At 71.6% G+C, this 16,198-nt stretch carries 15 protein-coding genes and 1 pseudogene; 9 read left to right on the top strand and 7 right to left on the bottom strand.

Annotated features, from left to right (window positions below; translation table 11 throughout):
• Positions 1-47: 47 nt before the first annotated feature.
• The 3 genes from ACIOGX_RS17295 to ACIOGX_RS17285 all read left to right on the top strand — a co-directional run bounded on the left by ACIOGX_RS17295 (position 48) and on the right by ACIOGX_RS17285 (position 2,613).
• Positions 48-740 carry an HAD family phosphatase gene (locus ACIOGX_RS17295; RefSeq protein ID WP_129773421.1) on the top strand — a complete coding sequence of 231 codons (693 nt, stop codon included), beginning with the start codon at positions 48-50 and terminating at the stop codon, positions 738-740.
• A gap of 161 nt (positions 741-901) precedes the next feature.
• On the top strand, positions 902-1,342 hold the full coding sequence (locus tag ACIOGX_RS17290; RefSeq protein ID WP_383964877.1) for a hypothetical protein: 441 nt from the start codon (positions 902-904) through the stop codon (positions 1,340-1,342).
• 134 nt (positions 1,343-1,476) lie between these two features.
• Positions 1,477-2,613: a DUF5954 family protein gene (locus tag ACIOGX_RS17285; protein WP_356511696.1), complete on the top strand. Its 1,137-nt coding sequence runs from the start codon at positions 1,477-1,479 to the stop codon at positions 2,611-2,613.
• Positions 2,614-2,659: 46 nt separating this feature from the next.
• Here the strand turns inward: ACIOGX_RS17285 and ACIOGX_RS17280 are convergent, their stop codons facing one another.
• The 7 genes from ACIOGX_RS17280 to ACIOGX_RS17250 all read right to left on the bottom strand — a co-directional run bounded on the left by ACIOGX_RS17280 (position 2,660) and on the right by ACIOGX_RS17250 (position 9,722).
• The gene (locus tag ACIOGX_RS17280) at positions 2,660-3,511 is read right to left on the bottom strand and encodes an endo alpha-1,4 polygalactosaminidase (RefSeq protein WP_401914031.1); all 852 of its coding nucleotides are present in this window, start codon (positions 3,509-3,511) and stop codon (positions 2,660-2,662) included.
• Between the two features lie 175 nt (positions 3,512-3,686).
• Positions 3,687-4,400: a ferritin-like domain-containing protein gene (locus tag ACIOGX_RS17275; protein ID WP_401914028.1), complete on the bottom strand. Its 714-nt coding sequence runs from the start codon at positions 4,398-4,400 to the stop codon at positions 3,687-3,689.
• The gene (locus tag ACIOGX_RS17270; protein WP_401914026.1) at positions 4,397-5,008 is read right to left on the bottom strand and encodes a ferritin-like domain-containing protein; all 612 of its coding nucleotides are present in this window, start codon (positions 5,006-5,008) and stop codon (positions 4,397-4,399) included. The genes ACIOGX_RS17275 and ACIOGX_RS17270 overlap by 4 nt, the downstream gene beginning before the upstream one ends.
• A gap of 207 nt (positions 5,009-5,215) precedes the next feature.
• Positions 5,216-6,157, bottom strand: a complete 942-nt coding sequence (locus ACIOGX_RS17265; protein ID WP_383964890.1) for a carbohydrate ABC transporter permease — start codon at positions 6,155-6,157, stop codon at positions 5,216-5,218.
• Positions 6,154-7,242 carry a sugar ABC transporter permease gene (locus ACIOGX_RS17260; RefSeq protein WP_356511687.1) on the bottom strand — a complete coding sequence of 363 codons (1,089 nt, stop codon included), beginning with the start codon at positions 7,240-7,242 and terminating at the stop codon, positions 6,154-6,156. Before ACIOGX_RS17260 ends, ACIOGX_RS17265 begins: the two co-directional genes overlap by 4 nt.
• A gap of 80 nt (positions 7,243-7,322) precedes the next feature.
• Positions 7,323-8,570 (bottom strand): extracellular solute-binding protein, encoded by a 1,248-nt coding sequence (locus tag ACIOGX_RS17255; protein WP_356511685.1) that lies wholly within the window; start codon positions 8,568-8,570, stop codon positions 7,323-7,325.
• Between the two features lie 105 nt (positions 8,571-8,675).
• Positions 8,676-9,722 carry a LacI family DNA-binding transcriptional regulator gene (locus ACIOGX_RS17250; protein WP_356511683.1) on the bottom strand — a complete coding sequence of 349 codons (1,047 nt, stop codon included), beginning with the start codon at positions 9,720-9,722 and terminating at the stop codon, positions 8,676-8,678.
• Positions 9,723-9,877: 155 nt separating this feature from the next.
• Between ACIOGX_RS17250 and ACIOGX_RS17245 the strand changes: the two genes are divergently transcribed.
• The 6 genes and pseudogenes from ACIOGX_RS17245 (at position 9,878) to ACIOGX_RS17220 (ending at position 16,070) form a co-directional block, all read left to right on the top strand.
• Positions 9,878-11,971, top strand: a complete 2,094-nt coding sequence (locus ACIOGX_RS17245; RefSeq protein WP_356511681.1) for a glycogen debranching N-terminal domain-containing protein — start codon at positions 9,878-9,880, stop codon at positions 11,969-11,971.
• A 299-nt stretch (positions 11,972-12,270) separates the two neighbouring features.
• Positions 12,271-12,675 (top strand): cell division protein SepF, encoded by a 405-nt coding sequence (locus tag ACIOGX_RS17240; RefSeq protein ID WP_356511679.1) that lies wholly within the window; start codon positions 12,271-12,273, stop codon positions 12,673-12,675.
• Positions 12,676-12,730: 55 nt separating this feature from the next.
• Positions 12,731-13,876 (top strand): ATP-binding protein, encoded by a 1,146-nt coding sequence (locus ACIOGX_RS17235; RefSeq protein WP_401914020.1) that lies wholly within the window; start codon positions 12,731-12,733, stop codon positions 13,874-13,876.
• Positions 13,873-14,223 carry a nucleotide pyrophosphohydrolase gene (locus ACIOGX_RS17230; protein ID WP_356511676.1) on the top strand — a complete coding sequence of 117 codons (351 nt, stop codon included), beginning with the start codon at positions 13,873-13,875 and terminating at the stop codon, positions 14,221-14,223. Before ACIOGX_RS17235 ends, ACIOGX_RS17230 begins: the two co-directional genes overlap by 4 nt.
• A gap of 145 nt (positions 14,224-14,368) precedes the next feature.
• A pseudogene (locus ACIOGX_RS17225) lies at positions 14,369-14,998 on the top strand (DUF6099 family protein); the annotation flags it as partial.
• 148 nt (positions 14,999-15,146) lie between these two features.
• Entirely contained in the window at positions 15,147-16,070 is a 924-nt protein-coding gene (locus tag ACIOGX_RS17220) for an LLM class F420-dependent oxidoreductase (protein ID WP_356511674.1), read from the top strand.
• Positions 16,071-16,198 lie beyond the last annotated feature (128 nt).

Here is a 16,198-nt window from a genome sequence, read left to right as displayed (position 1 = left end):
CGGCCAGCGCTGCCGCTTTTAGGGCACTCCTGAACGGAAGCACGCGGATGACAGCTCAACGCATCCTTTCCTGGACTCCCTCAGCCATCGTCTTCGACTGCGACGGCACTCTCATGGACACCGAATGCCACTGGCAGGACGCGCGCATTCTGGCGTTGCGCGAGTACGGATTCACCCCCGCTCCCGGCTTCGCGGAGCGGGCCAAAGGGCTCCACTACAGCGAATGCGGGCGCCTGATGGCGGACGAGGCCGGGCGCCCGGACCTCGGCGAGGAGATGACCCACCGGCTGCTCGCGCACTTCGGCGCCCGGGTCGCCGACAACCCCATGACCATGCCCGGCGCACGTCAACTCGTCGAAATGGCAGCGCAGTTCGCGCCGCTCGCCGTCGCCAGCAACTGCCCGCGCGAGGTCGTCGAATCCAGCCTCGACACCGCGGGCCTGCTCGACCTCTTCGGGCACATCGTGGTGCCCGAGGACGAGATGCGGCCCAAGCCGCATCCGGACGTCTATCTCACCGCGGCGAGACTCTGCGGCGCCGACCCGGCCGACACCCTGGCCATCGAGGACTCCCACTGCGGGATCCAGGCCGCGGACCAGGCCGGTATGCGCATCATGGGCGTAGGCCCCTGGCCCGACGCGCGGACCGTCGCGCTGGTGGACCTCTGGGTCCGCTCGCTGGACGAGCCGGAAGTCTCCGGCTGGGCCTCCGGGCGCGTACCGCCGCAGTACTCGCGCTGACCGCCGGCCCCGTCGGTCGCCGTGCGGTCCGGCGGGGCAGGAGAGAACGGGAAGCCGCCCTCCGCGGAAAACGGGAAGTCGCCCTCCGCGGAAATCGGCCTACCATGAGTGCCAGAGGACATATCCGTCCAGAAGCTGCCGCACAGGGAGATGGCCATCGGATGGATGAGGATCGTGCCGGCCGTCTCGTGTCGTCGCTGCGGGCCCGCGGGGTGATGGCCCATCTGGCGCACCTGGGGGTCTACCAGTGCGGGGTGCAGATCGTGCTCGCCGAGGGTGGCGAGGCGATCTGGGACATCGACGGAGTGCTCGGACTGCGGGCCGAGGTGGTGGAGGACGGCGTCCTCGTGGGTTTCGTCCCGCATGTGCGGGGCTCCGAGACGTTCACCGAGGAGCAGCTCGTGGCGACGATCGCCGCGACCCGCTACGACAAGGAGGGCCTGCGCCCTCCGCTGGACACGGGCTCGGCGCCGGACGGCGCCGCCGGCGCGGACACCGGCCGCCCGCGACCGTACGGCGGCCGTTTCTCCGGCCCCGCGCTGCCGCGATGGGCCGCCCGCCGTGGACTCAGACTTCCCTGGCGCCTTCGCCGGCCGAGATAGCCGTACGCGGGTTCGGCTCCCTGCCCGCCCGGATGGGCGTACGTATGTACGGGTACGGCACGGTGTCACGCGGTCGGTGGTTCTTTCCATGGAATCGCCCCGTGCGCCCCGGCCGTACGGGCATGCTCATGGACATGGCTGAGCTTGGTGAGAACGTGCCCGCGTACCGGACGATCCGGGTGTCAGGACCGGAGGGGCCGGTCGAGGCGGTGGCCGATGTGGAGGCATGGCGGGCGCGGGAGAGCTATCCGGACATCCTCTCCGCGGGCGGACCGCTCTTCGGAGTGGTGCGCGAACGCGAGGCGGGCGGCTGGGAGCTGATCTCGTCGTTCTCGGGGCTGGCCCCACAGGACGGCCGCGACACCATGGGCTCGCAGTTCCGCAGACGGGCCGCGCAGTGCGAGAAGGCCGGTGACCGGGCCGGATACGAGGAGTGCATGCGGGCCGCCGAGCGGATGGAGTGGGAGACCCTCGACGAGCTGACCGTGCTCGGCGTCCGCCACCGGGTCGCCCGCGCGGAGTGCTACGTACGCTCGGGACCCGACGGACCGGAGCCCCCGCGCCCGACCGACCCCGACCCCATGGAGTCCGGCGAGTCCCACAAGGCCCCGGATCCCACCGCCGGGTTCGTCTTCGACCCCGTCATCGCCACCGGTATGTCCCAGGGCATCCTCAAGGTCGAACTGCTCTCGCTGGTACGCAAGTCGGGCACCGTACCCGACGAGATCCGCGACGATTCCCGGATCGCGGCGCGGACGCACCCCGGCGGGGTCCTCCTTCCGGCGACGTTCATGACGGCGGAGAAGGAGTCCGGGCGCTGGCGGCCCGACTCCACCGGGACGTGCACCACACCGCAGGGCGCGCGGGACACCCTCGCCGTCGCGCTGCGCGTCATGATCCCGTGGCAGCTCGGCCTCGAACCGGACCGGCGCGCACCGTACGCGGCAGCGGCGGACCGGCTCGACGCGGAGCGCGGCAATGAAGTGGAGGTGGAGGGACGGCGGTTCAGGGTGGTACGGATCGAACGCCTGGTCCGCATCGGGCCGGACGGCCCCGAGGGCCCGCGCCCCTCCGACCCCGACCCGCAGCCTCCCGTGATGGTGCAGCACCAGCAGGCCGTCGCGGAGGGGCTGATCTCCGAGGACGACGACGAGGACGCCCCCATCGAACTCGACGAGCACACACAGCGGCTCGCGGCGCTCTTCAACGAGGAGGAGGCGCGCCGCAAGGAGCTGCTGGCCCAGCGACGGGAGCGGGGGCGCGACGCCTGACGGGGCGGGGTGCCGGCGGCCGGCGGTCCCGGGGCCAAGTCGCCCTTCAGCAGCGGGCGTTGACATGGCCGGGCTCTCCGGCCGGTACGACGTCCCGGTCCCGCAGGACGACGGACAGCCGGTCGCCCCACTCCCGGCACGCGGCGGTGAGGTCCGCCCGCCGGTACTCGACGACCAGCACCCTGTCGTCAAAGGCGTCCGCGTACGCGTCGCACTCCTCGTACCGCGCGCACTCCTCCGCGACCGCGAAGTCGAAGCCGATCTCGTCCCGTACCCCGGCCATCTCCGCCGCGTTCTTCTGGCCGATCGCCAGGCCCGCCCCGTGGGCACGCCCGGCCAGCAGCCGGGCGAAGGCGGCGGCCTCCGCCCGGTCGAGCAGGCCGTCCGAGCGCAGATACGAGTCCAGGTTGTCCGCCTCGACGGCGTCGAATCCCCGGTCGGCGCAGCCGTCGATCCAGCCGCCGACGATGCCGGCCAGCCGCTCGCGGCGGTCCTCGGTGGAGATGTCCAGCAGCGGTTCCGCCCAGTCCTCGTCGATGACGGTCGCACCGTCCGCGTCGCGGAGCAGCAGGTCGGGATGGTTCTTCCGCCACCACGCCACGGCGTCCGGCTGGGTCTGGTACGCGTTGATGTAGCAGATGTTGTAGATGCCGGGGTCCGGATCCGGGGCCGCCGTACGGTCCCTGATGACCGTCCGCACCCCGTCGGGCGGGTCGTAGGCGCCGCCGAGCTGGTAGTCGAAGGGGTCGTTCGCCCGGGGCGGGCGTACCGCGTGATCGGTGGTGGAGGAGGCCCCGGTCTGCGGAGGAGCGGCGCCGGAGCCGTCCGCCGAGTCGGAGGCGGCGCATCCGGAGAGCGCCAGAGCCAGTGCCAGTGCCGACGCGAGCAGTGGAGCCATGGACGGTCGGGCGGCGGGGGCGGACGGCAAGGCGGTGTCTCGATTCCGGAGCGGTACGGGCCTGAGGGCCGCCCCGTGATCCCTGGTGGGCGGGACAGCCGTCAGCAAGTCTCGCACCGGAGCCGGGGGCTGCCCGCCGCCGGGGGCACGCACCCCCGGCCGGACAAGCCCCCGCTCACACCGTCAGCAGACTCGTTCTGGCTGCCCGGTCGACGGGCAGGAACGCGTCCGGCACCGGGTACTCGCCCAGGATGAAGCGCAGGACCGAGGCGTGCATCGCCTCGACGGGCGCGATCGTGGCCGCGGTCTTCATCTCCGAGGTGCTGTGCACGCTGTAGGTGGCCATCAGATAGGTCTGCGCGGCCTGTTCCTCCAGCTGCAACGCGAGCGTGGCGGCGTCCGCCGCGCTGGTGGCCCTGTCGAGCGTGGCGGTGATCTCCTTCTGGTCGGAGAGCGGCACCTCCGTGAGGGCGGGCTTGCCGGCGCGGGTCAGTACGGCGTTCCACGCCCTGGCGTGGTCGGTGTGCTGCGCCTTCGCCCGGGTGAGGAAGCTCGTCAGGGCGCGCGGTACGGTCCCGAGCCTGCCCGCCCTGACCGCCTCCAGCGCCGAGGTGTAGACGCCCACGGCCTGGTTCTCCAGCGCGACCGCCAGCGCGACCGTCCGCAGATCGCCGGGGTAGTCGACCCGGTGCGCGATCACGCTGGCCTGGTCGACGGGCGACCGTGAGGACAGGTCCTTCCCGCCGGAGCAGGCCGCCAGCAGGAGCGTGGCCCCGGCGCCTCCCGCCCCCAGCAGGAACCCGCGGCGGCCGGGGCCGTGCTCCCCGGCCTCGTCGGCGGGGCCCGCAGCGGGCAGTTCCCCGCCGGTCCCCTCGGGCGCGGCCGTCACCGCACGGCCCCTTCGGAGTTCGGCGAGGCGTTGCCGGTCGGGTAGAAGGTGTGGGGGAATCCGGCCGTCCCGGCGGCGGCGGGCAGCGCGGCGGCGTCCGTCGGAATCCCGATCAGATCACTGTCGCCCGAGCCGAGCAGCGACTGAACGGTCAGCAGTGTGGCGCGGTGCTGGGCCTCGACCGGGGCGACGGAGGCGAAGAGCCGGCGCAGTCGCGCGGTGCCTGCCCCGCCCACGTTCCTGGTGTACGTCTGCGCGGCCACGTCCTCCAGCGAGAGGGCGAGCGCGATCACGTCCTCGGGGGTCCTGGCGGCCGGCAGCGCCCGCTGGACGACGGCCGCGTACTTCGGGTCGGTCCCGGTCTGCGGCTGCCCGCCCGCCTGGACGGCGGCCGTGTTGAACGCCTTGGCGTGTTCCTCGTGGTGCCGGGTGGTGGTGGCGATGAACTCCTGGAGCGTCGCGTTGCCGTCCTTGATGAACGGCAGCGCGGCGGCGGTCCGGTAGACGCTCACCGCGAGGTTCTCCAGGGACGCCGCGGTCTGCAACGCCATGATGTCGTCCCGCGTCGTGGGTTCCAGCGGCCGGGTGTCGATGTGCTCCGCGCCCATCACGCCCCCTCTTTCCTCGGCGCCCGCACCACCGCGGGTACGCGCTCTGTCACCGACACATTCGCGACGCGGGCGCCGCCGAATTGTGGGACATCCCCGACAGCCCTGGCTGTTTCACCTCTTCGGCGCAATACGCGACTGCCCCGTCGCCCTACCAGGCGACGGGGCAGTGCCGGAGCCCGGCTCCGGCCGTGTTCCGGTGTGCCGCTACTCCTTGACCGCGCCCGAATTGGCGCCGTTGACGAAGTAGCGCTGGAAGCAGAAGAACAGCGCGGCCACCGGCAGGGTGGAGAGCAGCGCGGCCGCCAGCTTCAGCGGATACTGCGTGCCGCCGCCGAGACCGCCCGAGACGAAGCGGGCCAGACCCGTGGTGAGCGTCTCGTACTGACCGGACTGGGTGGCGACCAGGAAGTGCGTGAACTCGTTCCACGATCCCTGGAACGACAGGATCGTCAGCGTGATCAGCGCGGGCCTGGCCATCGGCAGGACGACGGACCAGAAGATCCGGAACACGCCCGCGCCGTCGACCCGCGCGGCCTCCTCGACCTCGCGCGGCACCGATTCGAAGAACTGCTTCATGATGAAGATGCCCGCCGCGTCCACCAGCAGCGGCAGGATCATGCCGGTGTACGTGTCGAAGATCCCGAACGTGTTGAGCACCAGGAACTTCGGGATGAGCAGGGCCACTCCGGGCACCGCCATCACGGCGAGCACGAAGCCGAACAGCACCGAGCGGCCACGGAAGCGCAGCCGCGCCAGCGCGTACCCGGCCATCGAGTCGAACAGCACCCGGCCCGCGGTCACGATCACCGCGACCAGCGCCGAGTTGGAGAGCCAGCGCAGGAACGGCACACCGTCCGCCGACTCGCTCAGCCCGAACAGCCGCTGGTAGGCCGCCGTCGTCGGAGTGGTCGGCAGCAGGGAGAGCGGATGCGCCGCCGCGTCCGGGTCCGTCTTGAAACCGGTCACCAACTGGAGGAGGAACGGCAGCAGATAGAGCAGCGCCACCCCCACCACCAGGGCGTACCCCAGCACCCGCAGCGGGACCGGGAACCGTCCCAGGACCGGCGGGCGGGCCGGGTTGCGGGCGGCGCGCCGGAGCCGGGCCCGCTCGACGCGGGCGCGTACGGCCGTACCACCGGCGCTCATCGCTTCCTCCCCTTACGTGCGCCGCGCTCCCGCAGGGCCCAGCGCTGGAACGCGGTCAGACAGAGGATCAGGGCGAGCAGCACGAACGCGATCGCCGAGCCCTGCCCGAAGTCCGCGTTGTCGAAGCCCGCGGAGTACGACAGGAACGCGGGCGTGAGCGTCGTATTGCCCGGGGCGCCCTGGCCCATCACATACACCTGGTCGAAGACCTGCCAGGTGGAGATCAGCCCCAGGGTGAGCACCAGGAACAGCACGGGACGCAGCGCGGGAAGCGTCACGTACCGCAGCAGCTGACGGCGGTTGACCCCCTCCAGGGCGGCCGACTCCTCCAGCTCCCGGGGGATGTCCTGGAGCGCCGCGAGGAAGATCAGCATGAAGGTGCCGGAGGTCGTCCAGACGGCCAGCAGGATGATCGTGCACATCGCGATCGAGGGGCCGGACAGCCACTCGAACCACGACAGCCCCATGAAGGAGTGGTCCGCCAGCATCCCGGAGGGCCGTTCGGGATCGACGATCCCGAGACCGCCCAGGATCAGGGAGAGCACCCCGCGCGGGTCCGCGAACCAGTTCGGTCCCTTCACACCGATCCACGACAGCAGGGAGTTGACGGCCCCACTGCCCTGGAAGAGGAAGAGGAAGACCGTGGAGACGGCGATGGAGCTGGTGACCGACGGGAAGAAGAAGGTCGTACGCAGCGCGCCACGCGCCCGCAGCAGCTTCTGGTTGACGATCAGGGCCAGGCCCAGCGCCAGCCCGGTCTGCAGGGGCACGGTCAGCAGGACGTAATAGGCGTTGTTGCGCAGGGCGGTCGCGAAGAGGGTGCGGTCGAGACCGTCCTGCGTGAACAGCGTCCGGTAGTTGTCCAGGCCCACGAAGTCGGCCTCGCCGCTGAACGGGTTGGACTGCCCGTCCCAGTTCAGCAGGCTCACCCACAGCGCCATCAGGATGGGCAGGACCAGGAAGAGCCCGAGGACCAGCACCATGGGGCTGACGAACAGCCAGCCCCAGGTGCCTTCCCTGCGCTGGTCCCCGCGACGGCCCGCGCGCGGGGCGCGGGCACGGGCCGTCGCGGTCGTACCGGTCACGCCGGGCGTGTCAGGTTCGCCCGGTGTGCCGGTCGATCGGTGTGCGCGGGGCACGCGCACAGTACGGAGGGGCATGGGGCTCAGTTGCCCTTCGCGATCGCCTGTTCGCCGTTGCGCTGGAGGTCGGCGAGGATCTTCTTCGGGTCGGCGGTGCGCAGCGACTGGAGGTCGGTGTTGAACTGGCTCAGCACCTTGTCGAAGCCGGCGATCGTGACCGGGCCCTGCGCGTACGCGCTGCCGTCCACCCACGCCTTGGCCTGCGGGGTCTTCTCGGCGTACGTCGTGAGCGCGCTCGTCCGCGACGGCATGACACCGAACGCGTCGGCGAAGGCGAGCTGCTGGTCGGCGGAGCTCAGGTGCTTGACGAGGTCGACGCTCGCGGCCTGGTGGGTGCTGTCGGCGGCGACGCCCCAGCAGGTGCTGAAGGCGAGTGTGCCCTCGCCCTTCGGACCCGCGGGCAGCGGGGCGACGGCGTACTTCACGTCCGGGTAGTCGAGCTTCATGCCGCCGTCGAGCCAGTTGCCCTCGATGGTCATCGCGGCCTTGCCCTTGCCGAGCGCCTCGCCGCCCCAGCTGGTGTCCACCTGCTTGGCGAACTTCATCGAGCCCGACTTCAGCATCGACTGGACGAAGGCGAGACCCTCGGCGTTCTCCGGGGTGTCGGCGGTCATCTTCTTCTGGTCCGCGTCGGTGAGCCAGCCGCCCGCCTGCTTCATGAAGACCCCGAGGCGCTGGTACTCGTCGCTGGTCACCAGGCCGGTGACGCCATTGGCGGTGAGCTTGTCCGCGACGCTCTGAAGCTCCTTCCAGGTCTTCGGGTAGTCCTTCTCCGTCAGCCCGGCCTTCTTCCACAGGTCGGAGTTGATGGCGAGACCGAGGGTGGAGGTGTCCTTGGGCAGACAGACCTGCTTGCCCTCGTACGAGAACGACGAGAGCAGCTGCTCGGAGAAGTCCGAGGCGTCGGATATCTGGTCGCCGTACGCGTAGAGCGAGCCGCCCTTGGCGTAGTTCGCGAACTGGTCGGAGTTGACGTAGAAGACGTCCGGCGGCTTGTGCCCGGCGAAGGCCTGCGCGAGCTGCTGGTTCATGTCCTTGGCGACCTCGACGGTCACCGTGTTGCCGGACTTCTTCGCGTAGGAGGCGGCCGCGGCCTTCACCGCCTGGGTCTCGGCGTCACCCGAGGTGGCGATCAGGACGGTCAGCTTCTGCTTCTCGGCCTTGTCCTGTGCCTGGTCCTTGCCACTGTCGAAGTTGGACGAGCAGCCTGTGGCGGCCAGGAGCGCCGCGCAGGTGACGAGTGCGGCGGCGGCGGCCGTGCGGGTGACCATGAATTCCTCCAGAAGTAATGGGAACGAGCGGCTCAGCGGCCCGGAAGGGCGTGCTGTGCGGGGATGGCCCGGGAGCGTTCTTCGCCCCGGGCGGTGACGGCGCGGTCAGCTTCCCGGGGCGGGTGTGCTGTCGCGGACGACAAGGGACGGTTCGAGCAGGACACGCTCGGGCGGGGCACCGGGCTCCGCGATCCGGGCGAGCAGCAGGCGTACGCACTCGTGGCCCGCGGCTTCCAGCGGCTGGGCGACGGTGGACAGGCCGGGGGAGAGCAGGGCCGCGGTGGGGGAGTCGTCGAAGCCGATGACGGCGACGTCCTTGCCCGGCGCGGCGTTCCGTTCGCGCAGCGCCTGGTAGCAGCCCATCGCGAGCATGTCGCTGGCGGCGATCACGGCCGTCGCCCCCGTGTCGAGGAGCGGTGCCACGGCGGCCCGCGCCGAGGCGGTGTCGTCGACGCTCTGCGCGCGCCGGCCGCGTACCGGCAGACCGTGCCGGCGCATGGCGCGCTGCCAGCCCTCGGCCCGGTCGTCACCGACACCGGAGCCGCGCGGCCAGCCGAGGAACGCGATTCTGCGATGCCCCAGGGCCACCAGGTGCTCGACCGCGGCGTCCGTGCCCGAGGCGCCGTCGACATCCGCCCAGTCGCCGATCTGCCGGCCCGACCACATCCGTCCGAAGCCCACGAACGGTATGCCGCGCTTGGCCAGCCAGGTCTGACGGGGGTCGCCGCGGTCGGTGCCGCTGAGCACGAACCCGTCGACGCTGTGCAGATCGATCAGCTCCTCGTGCCCGTCCAGACTGGCGTTGCCGGGCGGCGAGGCGAACAGCAGGATCCGGTAGCCCGCCTCGTCGGCCGCCTGGGACAGCGCGTGCAGGAAGCGGTCCATCACCGGCGCCGAGTTGCCCGGCGCGGGACGTATGCCGTAGCCGATGAGCTTGCTGGAGCGGGTACGCAGCGTCTGCGCCGCCCGGTGCGGGCGGTACCCCATCTCGTCGATGGTGCGCTGGACCCGCTCCAGCGTCTCGGAACGCAACAGTTCGGGCGAATTAAGGGCATTTGACACCGTCTGTGGAGAGACCCCGGCGCGCCGCGCGACCATGGCCAGGGTCACTGGACCGGCCTTGGGCGAAGGCGCGTTGGGGGAGCGGGGCATGACGGTCTCCGGAACGGTTTGTGCGAAACGACGAGTTGATTGGAGCGTTCAAATGCCATTGTCAACGAGCTGAAGTCGTCGTTAGGGTTCTTGGAACGCTCCAATGACTGAGAGGTTCTGCTCTGTTGTCCACCACTGTCAAGACCCACGACACTATGAACTCCGTCGCAGCGGCGGTCCCCTCGGCCGAGGGCCTCCAGCCGTTCCTGCACGACGCCTGTGTGACGCTGTACGCGCCGAGCTTCGTGATATCCCACGCGGACGGGCAGATCGGCGGTGGCGCCGAAGGCTTCTACCACGGCGACAGCAGAGCGCTGGCCCGGCTGACGGTCGAGGCCGACGGGATCGCGATCGCGCCGGTACGCGGAGCCTTCGACGGTGCGGACCGGGCGGCCTTCCGCGGAGTGCTGCGCGGCCTCGGCGAGGAGACCCCGGACCCGGCGGTCACCCTGCACCGCCGTCGGCGCGTCACCCCCGGGCGGCTGGAGGAGACCCTCGAAGTCTCCAACGCGGGACGGCAGAACGTCCGGCTCCGGCTGATCGTCACCGCCGCCACCGACCTCGCCGCGATGGAGCGCGTCAAGACCGGGCACGCGCAGAGCCCGGTTCCCGCGACCGCCACCGCCGGCGGACTCGACTGGTCCAAGGAGGCGTTCGCCGTACGCCTCACCTCCACCCCGGCGCCCGCCGCCGTCGACCCGGCGTCCGGACGGCTGGAGTACGACATCGAGCTGGCGCCCGGAGCGGTCTGGACGGCCGTTCTGCACTGTGACGCCGCTCACGAGGACGGCGACCAGTTCCCCGCCCCCACGGCGGACAGCGTCCCCTGGCGCACCCCGGTGCTGCGCAGCGCCGACCGGCGCTTCGACCACTGGCTCAGCCAGTCGGCCGCCGACCTCGACCGGCTGCGCCTCACCGACCCGGAGGCGCCCGACGACCAGTTCCTGGCCGCCGGAGCCCCCTGGTTCCTCACGCTGTTCGGCCGCGACTCCCTGTGGGCGGCCCGGATGCTGCTGCCGCTGGGCACCGGACTCGCCGCCGGTACGCTGCGTACGCTCGCGCGCCGCCAGGGCGTCAGGACGGACCAGGACACCGAGGAGCAGCCCGGCAAGATCCTGCATGAAGTGCGCCGCGGGAGCCAGGACTTCAACGAGGGCTTCTCGCTGCCGCCGTCCTACTACGGGACGGTCGACGCCACCCCGCTGTGGATCACGCTGCTGCACGACTCCTGGCGCTGGGGGCTCGCCCCCGACCAGGTCGAACAGCTGCTGCCGCACGCCGAGGCCGCCCTCGCCTGGATGCGTGACCACGGCGACGCCGACGGCGACGGCTTCCTGAAGTACATCGACCACACCGGACGCGGTCTGGCCAACCAGGGCTGGAAGGACTCCGGCGACTCCATCCGGCACCGCGACGGACGCCTCGCCACCTCTCCGATCGCGCTGTGCGAGGTCCAGGCGTACGCGTACGAGGCGGCCCGCGGCGGCGCCGCGCTGCTGCGCGCCTTCGGCCGGCCCGGCGCCGATCAGTGGGAGGAGTGGGCCGAGCGGCTGTCCGACCGGTTCCGCAGCCACTTCTGGGTGGAGGACGAGCGCGGCGCCTACCCGGCCGTCGCCCTCGACCGCGACAAGCGGCCGGTGGACTCGGTCACCTCGGGCTTCGGGCATCTGCTGGGCACGGGCCTGCTCAACCACGAGGAGAGCGCCCTGCTGGCCGCCCGGCTCAGCGCGCCCGACCTCGACTCGGGCCATGGGCTGCGCACTCTGAGCAGCGACTCCGTGGGCTTCAACCCGTACGGCTACCACATCGGTTCCATCTGGCCGCACGACACCGCGATCGCGGTGCACGGGCTGACCAGGGCCGGGTTCCCGGACGCCGCGGCGGGGCTCGCCGCGGGGCTGCTCACCGCCTCCGCGGGCTTCGACGCCCGGCTGCCCGAGCTGTTCGCCGGTCATGGCTCGGCGACCGACTCGGTGCCCTCGCCCTATCCGGCGTCGTGCCGGCCGCAGGCGTGGGCCGCCGCCTCGTCCGTCATGGTCCTCCAGTCCGCGCTGGGGCTCTCGGCCGATGTCCCCGGCGGCACCCTGACCGTCGCGCCCGCGTTCGCCGAGGCGTACCGGCCGCTGACGGTGGAGGGTCTCGACGTCGCGGGCGGGCGCCTGGACATCTCGGTGGCGGCCGACGGTACGGCGCAGATCGAGGCGCCGGCGGGCCTGGAGGTGAAGAGGGAGTCCGTGACGCCCCGTTGATGCCATGGGTGCGTGGTGTGAGGAGGGGACCCCGGCGAGGCGGACTCGCTGTCGTGGGGGCGGGGTCCCGTCGGCGGCTCCGGCCGTGCTCCGTCGGCGTTCCGGTGCTGCTGCGGCGGCGTTCCGGCTGTGCTCTGCCGGCGTTCCAGTGGCGCGTCGGCGGCGGTTTCCGGTCCTGGGCGGCGAAGCCGGTCCGCTTCCGGACCGTGTCGCCGTCGGGCCGTGTCGCTGTTGGGCCGAACGGGTGAGGCGCGGGAGGATGGCCGAATGCAGACACAACGCGCGGGCGGGATGGTCCGATGAGCCGCTACGGCAGGTACGACGGATACGACGCCACCGATGAGCAGTGGGAGGGCCTGGCCCAGGTCGTTCCGCTGCGCGGCCGCGACGAATGGCCCTCACGGGTCGATCACCGCACCGCCTCCCAGGACTTCACGGCGGAGAACCGGCGCTTCATCGTGCTGCGGGTGCAGGTGTTCGGGGACGCGCGGGAGGTCGCCGACCATCTGATCGCGCGGATTCCGGTGCTGCTGGATCTGACCGGCGCGGAGCCCGATGTGGCCAAACGCATCCTGGACTTCAGCAGCGGAGTCGTCTTCGGACTCGGCAGCGGGATGCACCGGGTCGACAAGAACGTCTTCCTGCTGGCCCCCATCGGCACGGAGGTCGAGGGGATCGCGGCGGACGTCGTCCCCCGATCGTAGGAAGGTGGCCGAGGCGTAACGGTTCGGCAGCTTTTGGGCCGCATACGGTCCGGCCATGGAAGCAACCCGCGCGCGTCCCACCATCACCGAACTGCGGCTCTCCGCCTTCACCTCGCACCGCGGAGCGGCTTTTCCCCTGGGCCCCATGACGCTGTTCACCGGAGCGAGCGGCAGCGGGAAGTCCACGGCGCTGCGCGCCTACGAGGCGCTCGCCAGGCTCGGCGCCGGCGTACCCCTCGCCGCGGTCTTCCCCGATCCGGTCGCCTGTGTTCCGGAACGGGCCGCGCCCGACGCCCAGGGGCGGCGCGGCTTCCGGATCGGCTGCACCGTCGACGGCCCGGTCGGTCCCGTACGGCTCGATCTCGCCGTCCAGGCCGAGCCCGAACTCCGTATCGTCGGCGAACGGCTGACCGGCCGCGGGCAGACCCTGCTCACCACGGCGCTGCGCGACCCGGGGCGGCCCACGGTCCAGGCGGCCTGGCACACGGCCGGCGCCGTGCCGGTGACCCGGGCCCCGCTGCCCGACGACCGGCTGGGCACGGCGCTGCTCCCGCTGCGGGTGGGAGGCCGCACGGCCGGCGAGTCGCTGGTGCTCGCCGCCGCGGAACAGACCGTGCTGGCCCTGCGGTCCGTGTTCGTCTGCGATCCGCAGCCCCAGCTCATGCGGCATCCGGTGGCCGCCGGAATGGGGCGGCTGCGCCGTGGCTGCGAGAATCTGGCGGCGGTCCTCGACCGGACGCTGGACCGCTCGCGCGACGGCTGCGCCCGCAGGCGGGCCCGGCTGGCCGCGGCGGCGCGGGCCGGATGCGCGGGGCCGGTGACCGAACTCGCCGTCGAGCGGCTCGCCGACGGTACGGTACGCGCGCTGCTCGCCCGTGACTCCTCGGGTGTCAGGGCGGCCACTCCCGTCGGCCGGCTCGGCGAGGGCGAGCTGAGATATCTGGCGCTCGCGCTCGTGCTGCTCACCGGTCCTGGCGTGCTGGCCGTGGACCAGGCGTCCGAGGTGCCCCTCGGGCTGCGGTCGCTCACCGTCCTCGCGGACGGATTCGACCGGAGCCTGGACCGGCGGCAGGCGGGCGAACTGCTCTCGCTGGCCTCGTCGGTGTGCGCGGAGGGGAGGATCGGCCTGGTCGGGGCGGTCGGCGACGCCTCCTGCGCGCGGGGGGCCGCCGGGGTGACGGTGGTAGACCTGGACCCGTGACGGAACTCGATGTAGCGGAAATGCAGCGCAGACTGGCGCGGTTCGCGGCGGCGCGCGACTGGGAGCAGTACCACACCCCCAAGAATCTGGTGGCGGCGCTGAGCGTCGAGGCGTCGGAACTGCTGGAGATCTTCCAGTGGCTGACGCCCGAGCAGTCGGCGCGGGTGATGGAGGACCCGGAGACGGCCCACCGGGTCACGGACGAGGTCGCCGATGTGCTGGCCTATCTGCTCCAGTTCTGCGAGGTGCTGGGGATCGACCCGCTCGTGGCGCTCGCCGCCAAGATGGACCGGAATGAGGTCCGCTTCCCGCGCAAGCGACCGACAGATGCCCGCGATTCGCCCTGATCGTCACTCTACGGAGTGGGCAAGTTATGCACAACGAGCCTGCTGTCCAGAGATTTCCCCATTGCTCTGGCCTTTCCGTCGCCAATCCCTCACTCTGGGTAGTGGAGTTGCGTGGGCAGGATTGTCGTACGAACGGGGGCTGCGGATGGATGCGGAACGGCTCATCGGAGTGAGCCGGCATGCCCTGGCCGGGAGCACGGACGAATGGGATGTCATCGCCGAGGCGTGGCAGGCGCAGAGCCTCGCCCGTGCGATCGGCGTCCAGTTGGCGCTGAACGGACCGAAGGAGCTGAAGAGCGAGGCGCGGGAGCTGGCCGAGGGGGGCGGGAGCGACTGCGGATTCCCGGACGTACCGGACGCACCGAACGGGCTGACCGCACCGAACGGGCTGGACGGGCCGAACGGGCTGGACGGGCCGAACGGGCTCGACGGGCCGGAGGGATCGTTCGGACCGTACGGATCGGAGGGACCGTACGGACCGGTCGACTGGCCGCCGGACGGCTTACCGGACCGTCCGGGGCCGCGCATCCGCCGGATACGGGCCGGACAGCTCTCCGGGGTGGCCGACATCCGGGCGGCCCTGACCGGACTCGGCGCACTGCTGGGGGAGGTCGGGATCGCGCTGGTGGCGGTGGCCTGTGCCACGGACGAGGAGGGGCTGTACTGGCAGTGCATCGACGCGATCGACGCGGCCGACGAGTCCAACGATCGCGTGGGCGAGATGCTGCGCCTGCTCGTGGCGCGGGACCGCGCGCGGGAGCGGGAGTGGGCGCGCCAGCGCGAGGAGCGGCAGCTGGGGCTGGAGTGGCAGCGGCAGAGGGAGCGTGAGCGGGGTCGGGAGAGGGAGAAGGAGCGGGATCGGGAGAGCAGGATCGGCGGGGACGGCAGAGGGGAGCCCTGCCCGAAGGTGCAGGATGGAGGGCATGGATCTTCGAATCTTCACCGAGCCCCAGCAAGGGGCGAGCTACGAGACACTGCTGACCGTGGCCAAGGCCTCCGAGGACCTGGGCTTTGACGCCTTCTTCCGGTCAGACCACTATCTGAAGATGGGGTCCGCCGACGGGCTCCCCGGGCCGACGGACGCCTGGATCACCCTGGCCGGGCTGGCCAGGGAGACCAAGCGGATCCGCCTGGGCACGCTGATGACGGCCGGTACGTTCCGGCTGCCGGGTGTGCTGGCCATCCAGGTCGCGCAGGTGGACCAGATGTCCGGCGGCCGGATCGAGCTGGGCCTGGGCGCGGGCTGGTTCGAGGAGGAGCACAAGGCGTACGGGATTCCGTTCCCCAAGGAGAAGTTCGCCCGGCTGGAGGAGCAGCTGGCGATCGTGACCGGTCTCTGGGCCACGGAGACCGGCCGGACCTTCTCCTACGACGGCACGCACTACCAGCTGACCGACTCGCCCGCGCTGCCCAAGCCCGCGCAGAGCAAGGTACCGATCCTGATCGGCGGCCACGGCGCGAAGCGCACACCACGGCTGACCGCCCAGTACGCGGACGAGTTCAACCTCCCGTTCGCCTCCATCGAGGACACCGAGCGGCAGTTCGCCCGGGTGCGGGCCGCCGCCGAGGCCGTGGGCCGCGAGGCGGACGATCTTGTCTACTCGAACGCGCTGATCGTGTGCGTCGGCAAGGACGACGCGGAGGTGGCCCGCCGGGCCGCTTCCCTCGGACGGGAGGTGGGGGAGCTGAAGGTGAACGGGCTCGCGGGCTCGCCCGACGAGGTGGTCGACAAGATCGGCCGTTATGGCGCCGTCGGCTCGTCGCGGATCTATCTCCAGGTGATGGATCTGGACGATCTGGATCATCTGGAGCTGATCTCCTCGCAGATCCAGTCGCAGCTGAGCTAGAGAGCCGACCGGGCCGAGTCGAGCCGGACCGAGCCGGATTGAACCGAGCCGGGCCGGGCCGAGCCGGATTGAACCGGGCCGGGCCGAGCCGGTCGGGCCGGGGGCTCGTCCCCGCCGTACCGCGTACT

The sequence above is a fragment of the Streptomyces sp. NPDC088147 genome, from assembly GCF_044741565.1.
Classification (GTDB): domain Bacteria; phylum Actinomycetota; class Actinomycetes; order Streptomycetales; family Streptomycetaceae; genus Streptomyces.
This window is presented reverse-complemented; position numbering and strand designations above follow the sequence as displayed.

What these genes read in the sequence shown, in the direction of transcription:
- ACIOGX_RS17250 (WP_356511683.1), bottom strand. Translation starts at nt 9,722, where the DNA reads ATGCCCCGCTCCCCCAACGCGCCTTCGCCCAAGGCCGGTCCAGTGACC.
- ACIOGX_RS17220 (WP_356511674.1), top strand. Translation starts at nt 15,147, where the DNA reads ATGGATCTTCGAATCTTCACCGAGCCCCAGCAAGGGGCGAGCTACGAG.
- ACIOGX_RS17280 (WP_401914031.1), bottom strand. Translation starts at nt 3,511, where the DNA reads ATGGCTCCACTGCTCGCGTCGGCACTGGCACTGGCTCTGGCGCTCTCC.
- ACIOGX_RS17245 (WP_356511681.1), top strand. Translation starts at nt 9,878, where the DNA reads ATGAACTCCGTCGCAGCGGCGGTCCCCTCGGCCGAGGGCCTCCAGCCG.
- ACIOGX_RS17295 (WP_129773421.1), top strand. Translation starts at nt 48, where the DNA reads ATGACAGCTCAACGCATCCTTTCCTGGACTCCCTCAGCCATCGTCTTC.
- ACIOGX_RS17290 (WP_383964877.1), top strand. Translation starts at nt 902, where the DNA reads ATGGATGAGGATCGTGCCGGCCGTCTCGTGTCGTCGCTGCGGGCCCGC.
- ACIOGX_RS17255 (WP_356511685.1), bottom strand. Translation starts at nt 8,570, where the DNA reads ATGGTCACCCGCACGGCCGCCGCCGCCGCACTCGTCACCTGCGCGGCG.
- ACIOGX_RS17265 (WP_383964890.1), bottom strand. Translation starts at nt 6,157, where the DNA reads ATGAGCGCCGGTGGTACGGCCGTACGCGCCCGCGTCGAGCGGGCCCGG.
- ACIOGX_RS17240 (WP_356511679.1), top strand. Translation starts at nt 12,271, where the DNA reads ATGAGCCGCTACGGCAGGTACGACGGATACGACGCCACCGATGAGCAG.
- ACIOGX_RS17270 (WP_401914026.1), bottom strand. Translation starts at nt 5,008, where the DNA reads ATGGGCGCGGAGCACATCGACACCCGGCCGCTGGAACCCACGACGCGG.
- ACIOGX_RS17235 (WP_401914020.1), top strand. Translation starts at nt 12,731, where the DNA reads ATGGAAGCAACCCGCGCGCGTCCCACCATCACCGAACTGCGGCTCTCC.
- ACIOGX_RS17285 (WP_356511696.1), top strand. Translation starts at nt 1,477, where the DNA reads ATGGCTGAGCTTGGTGAGAACGTGCCCGCGTACCGGACGATCCGGGTG.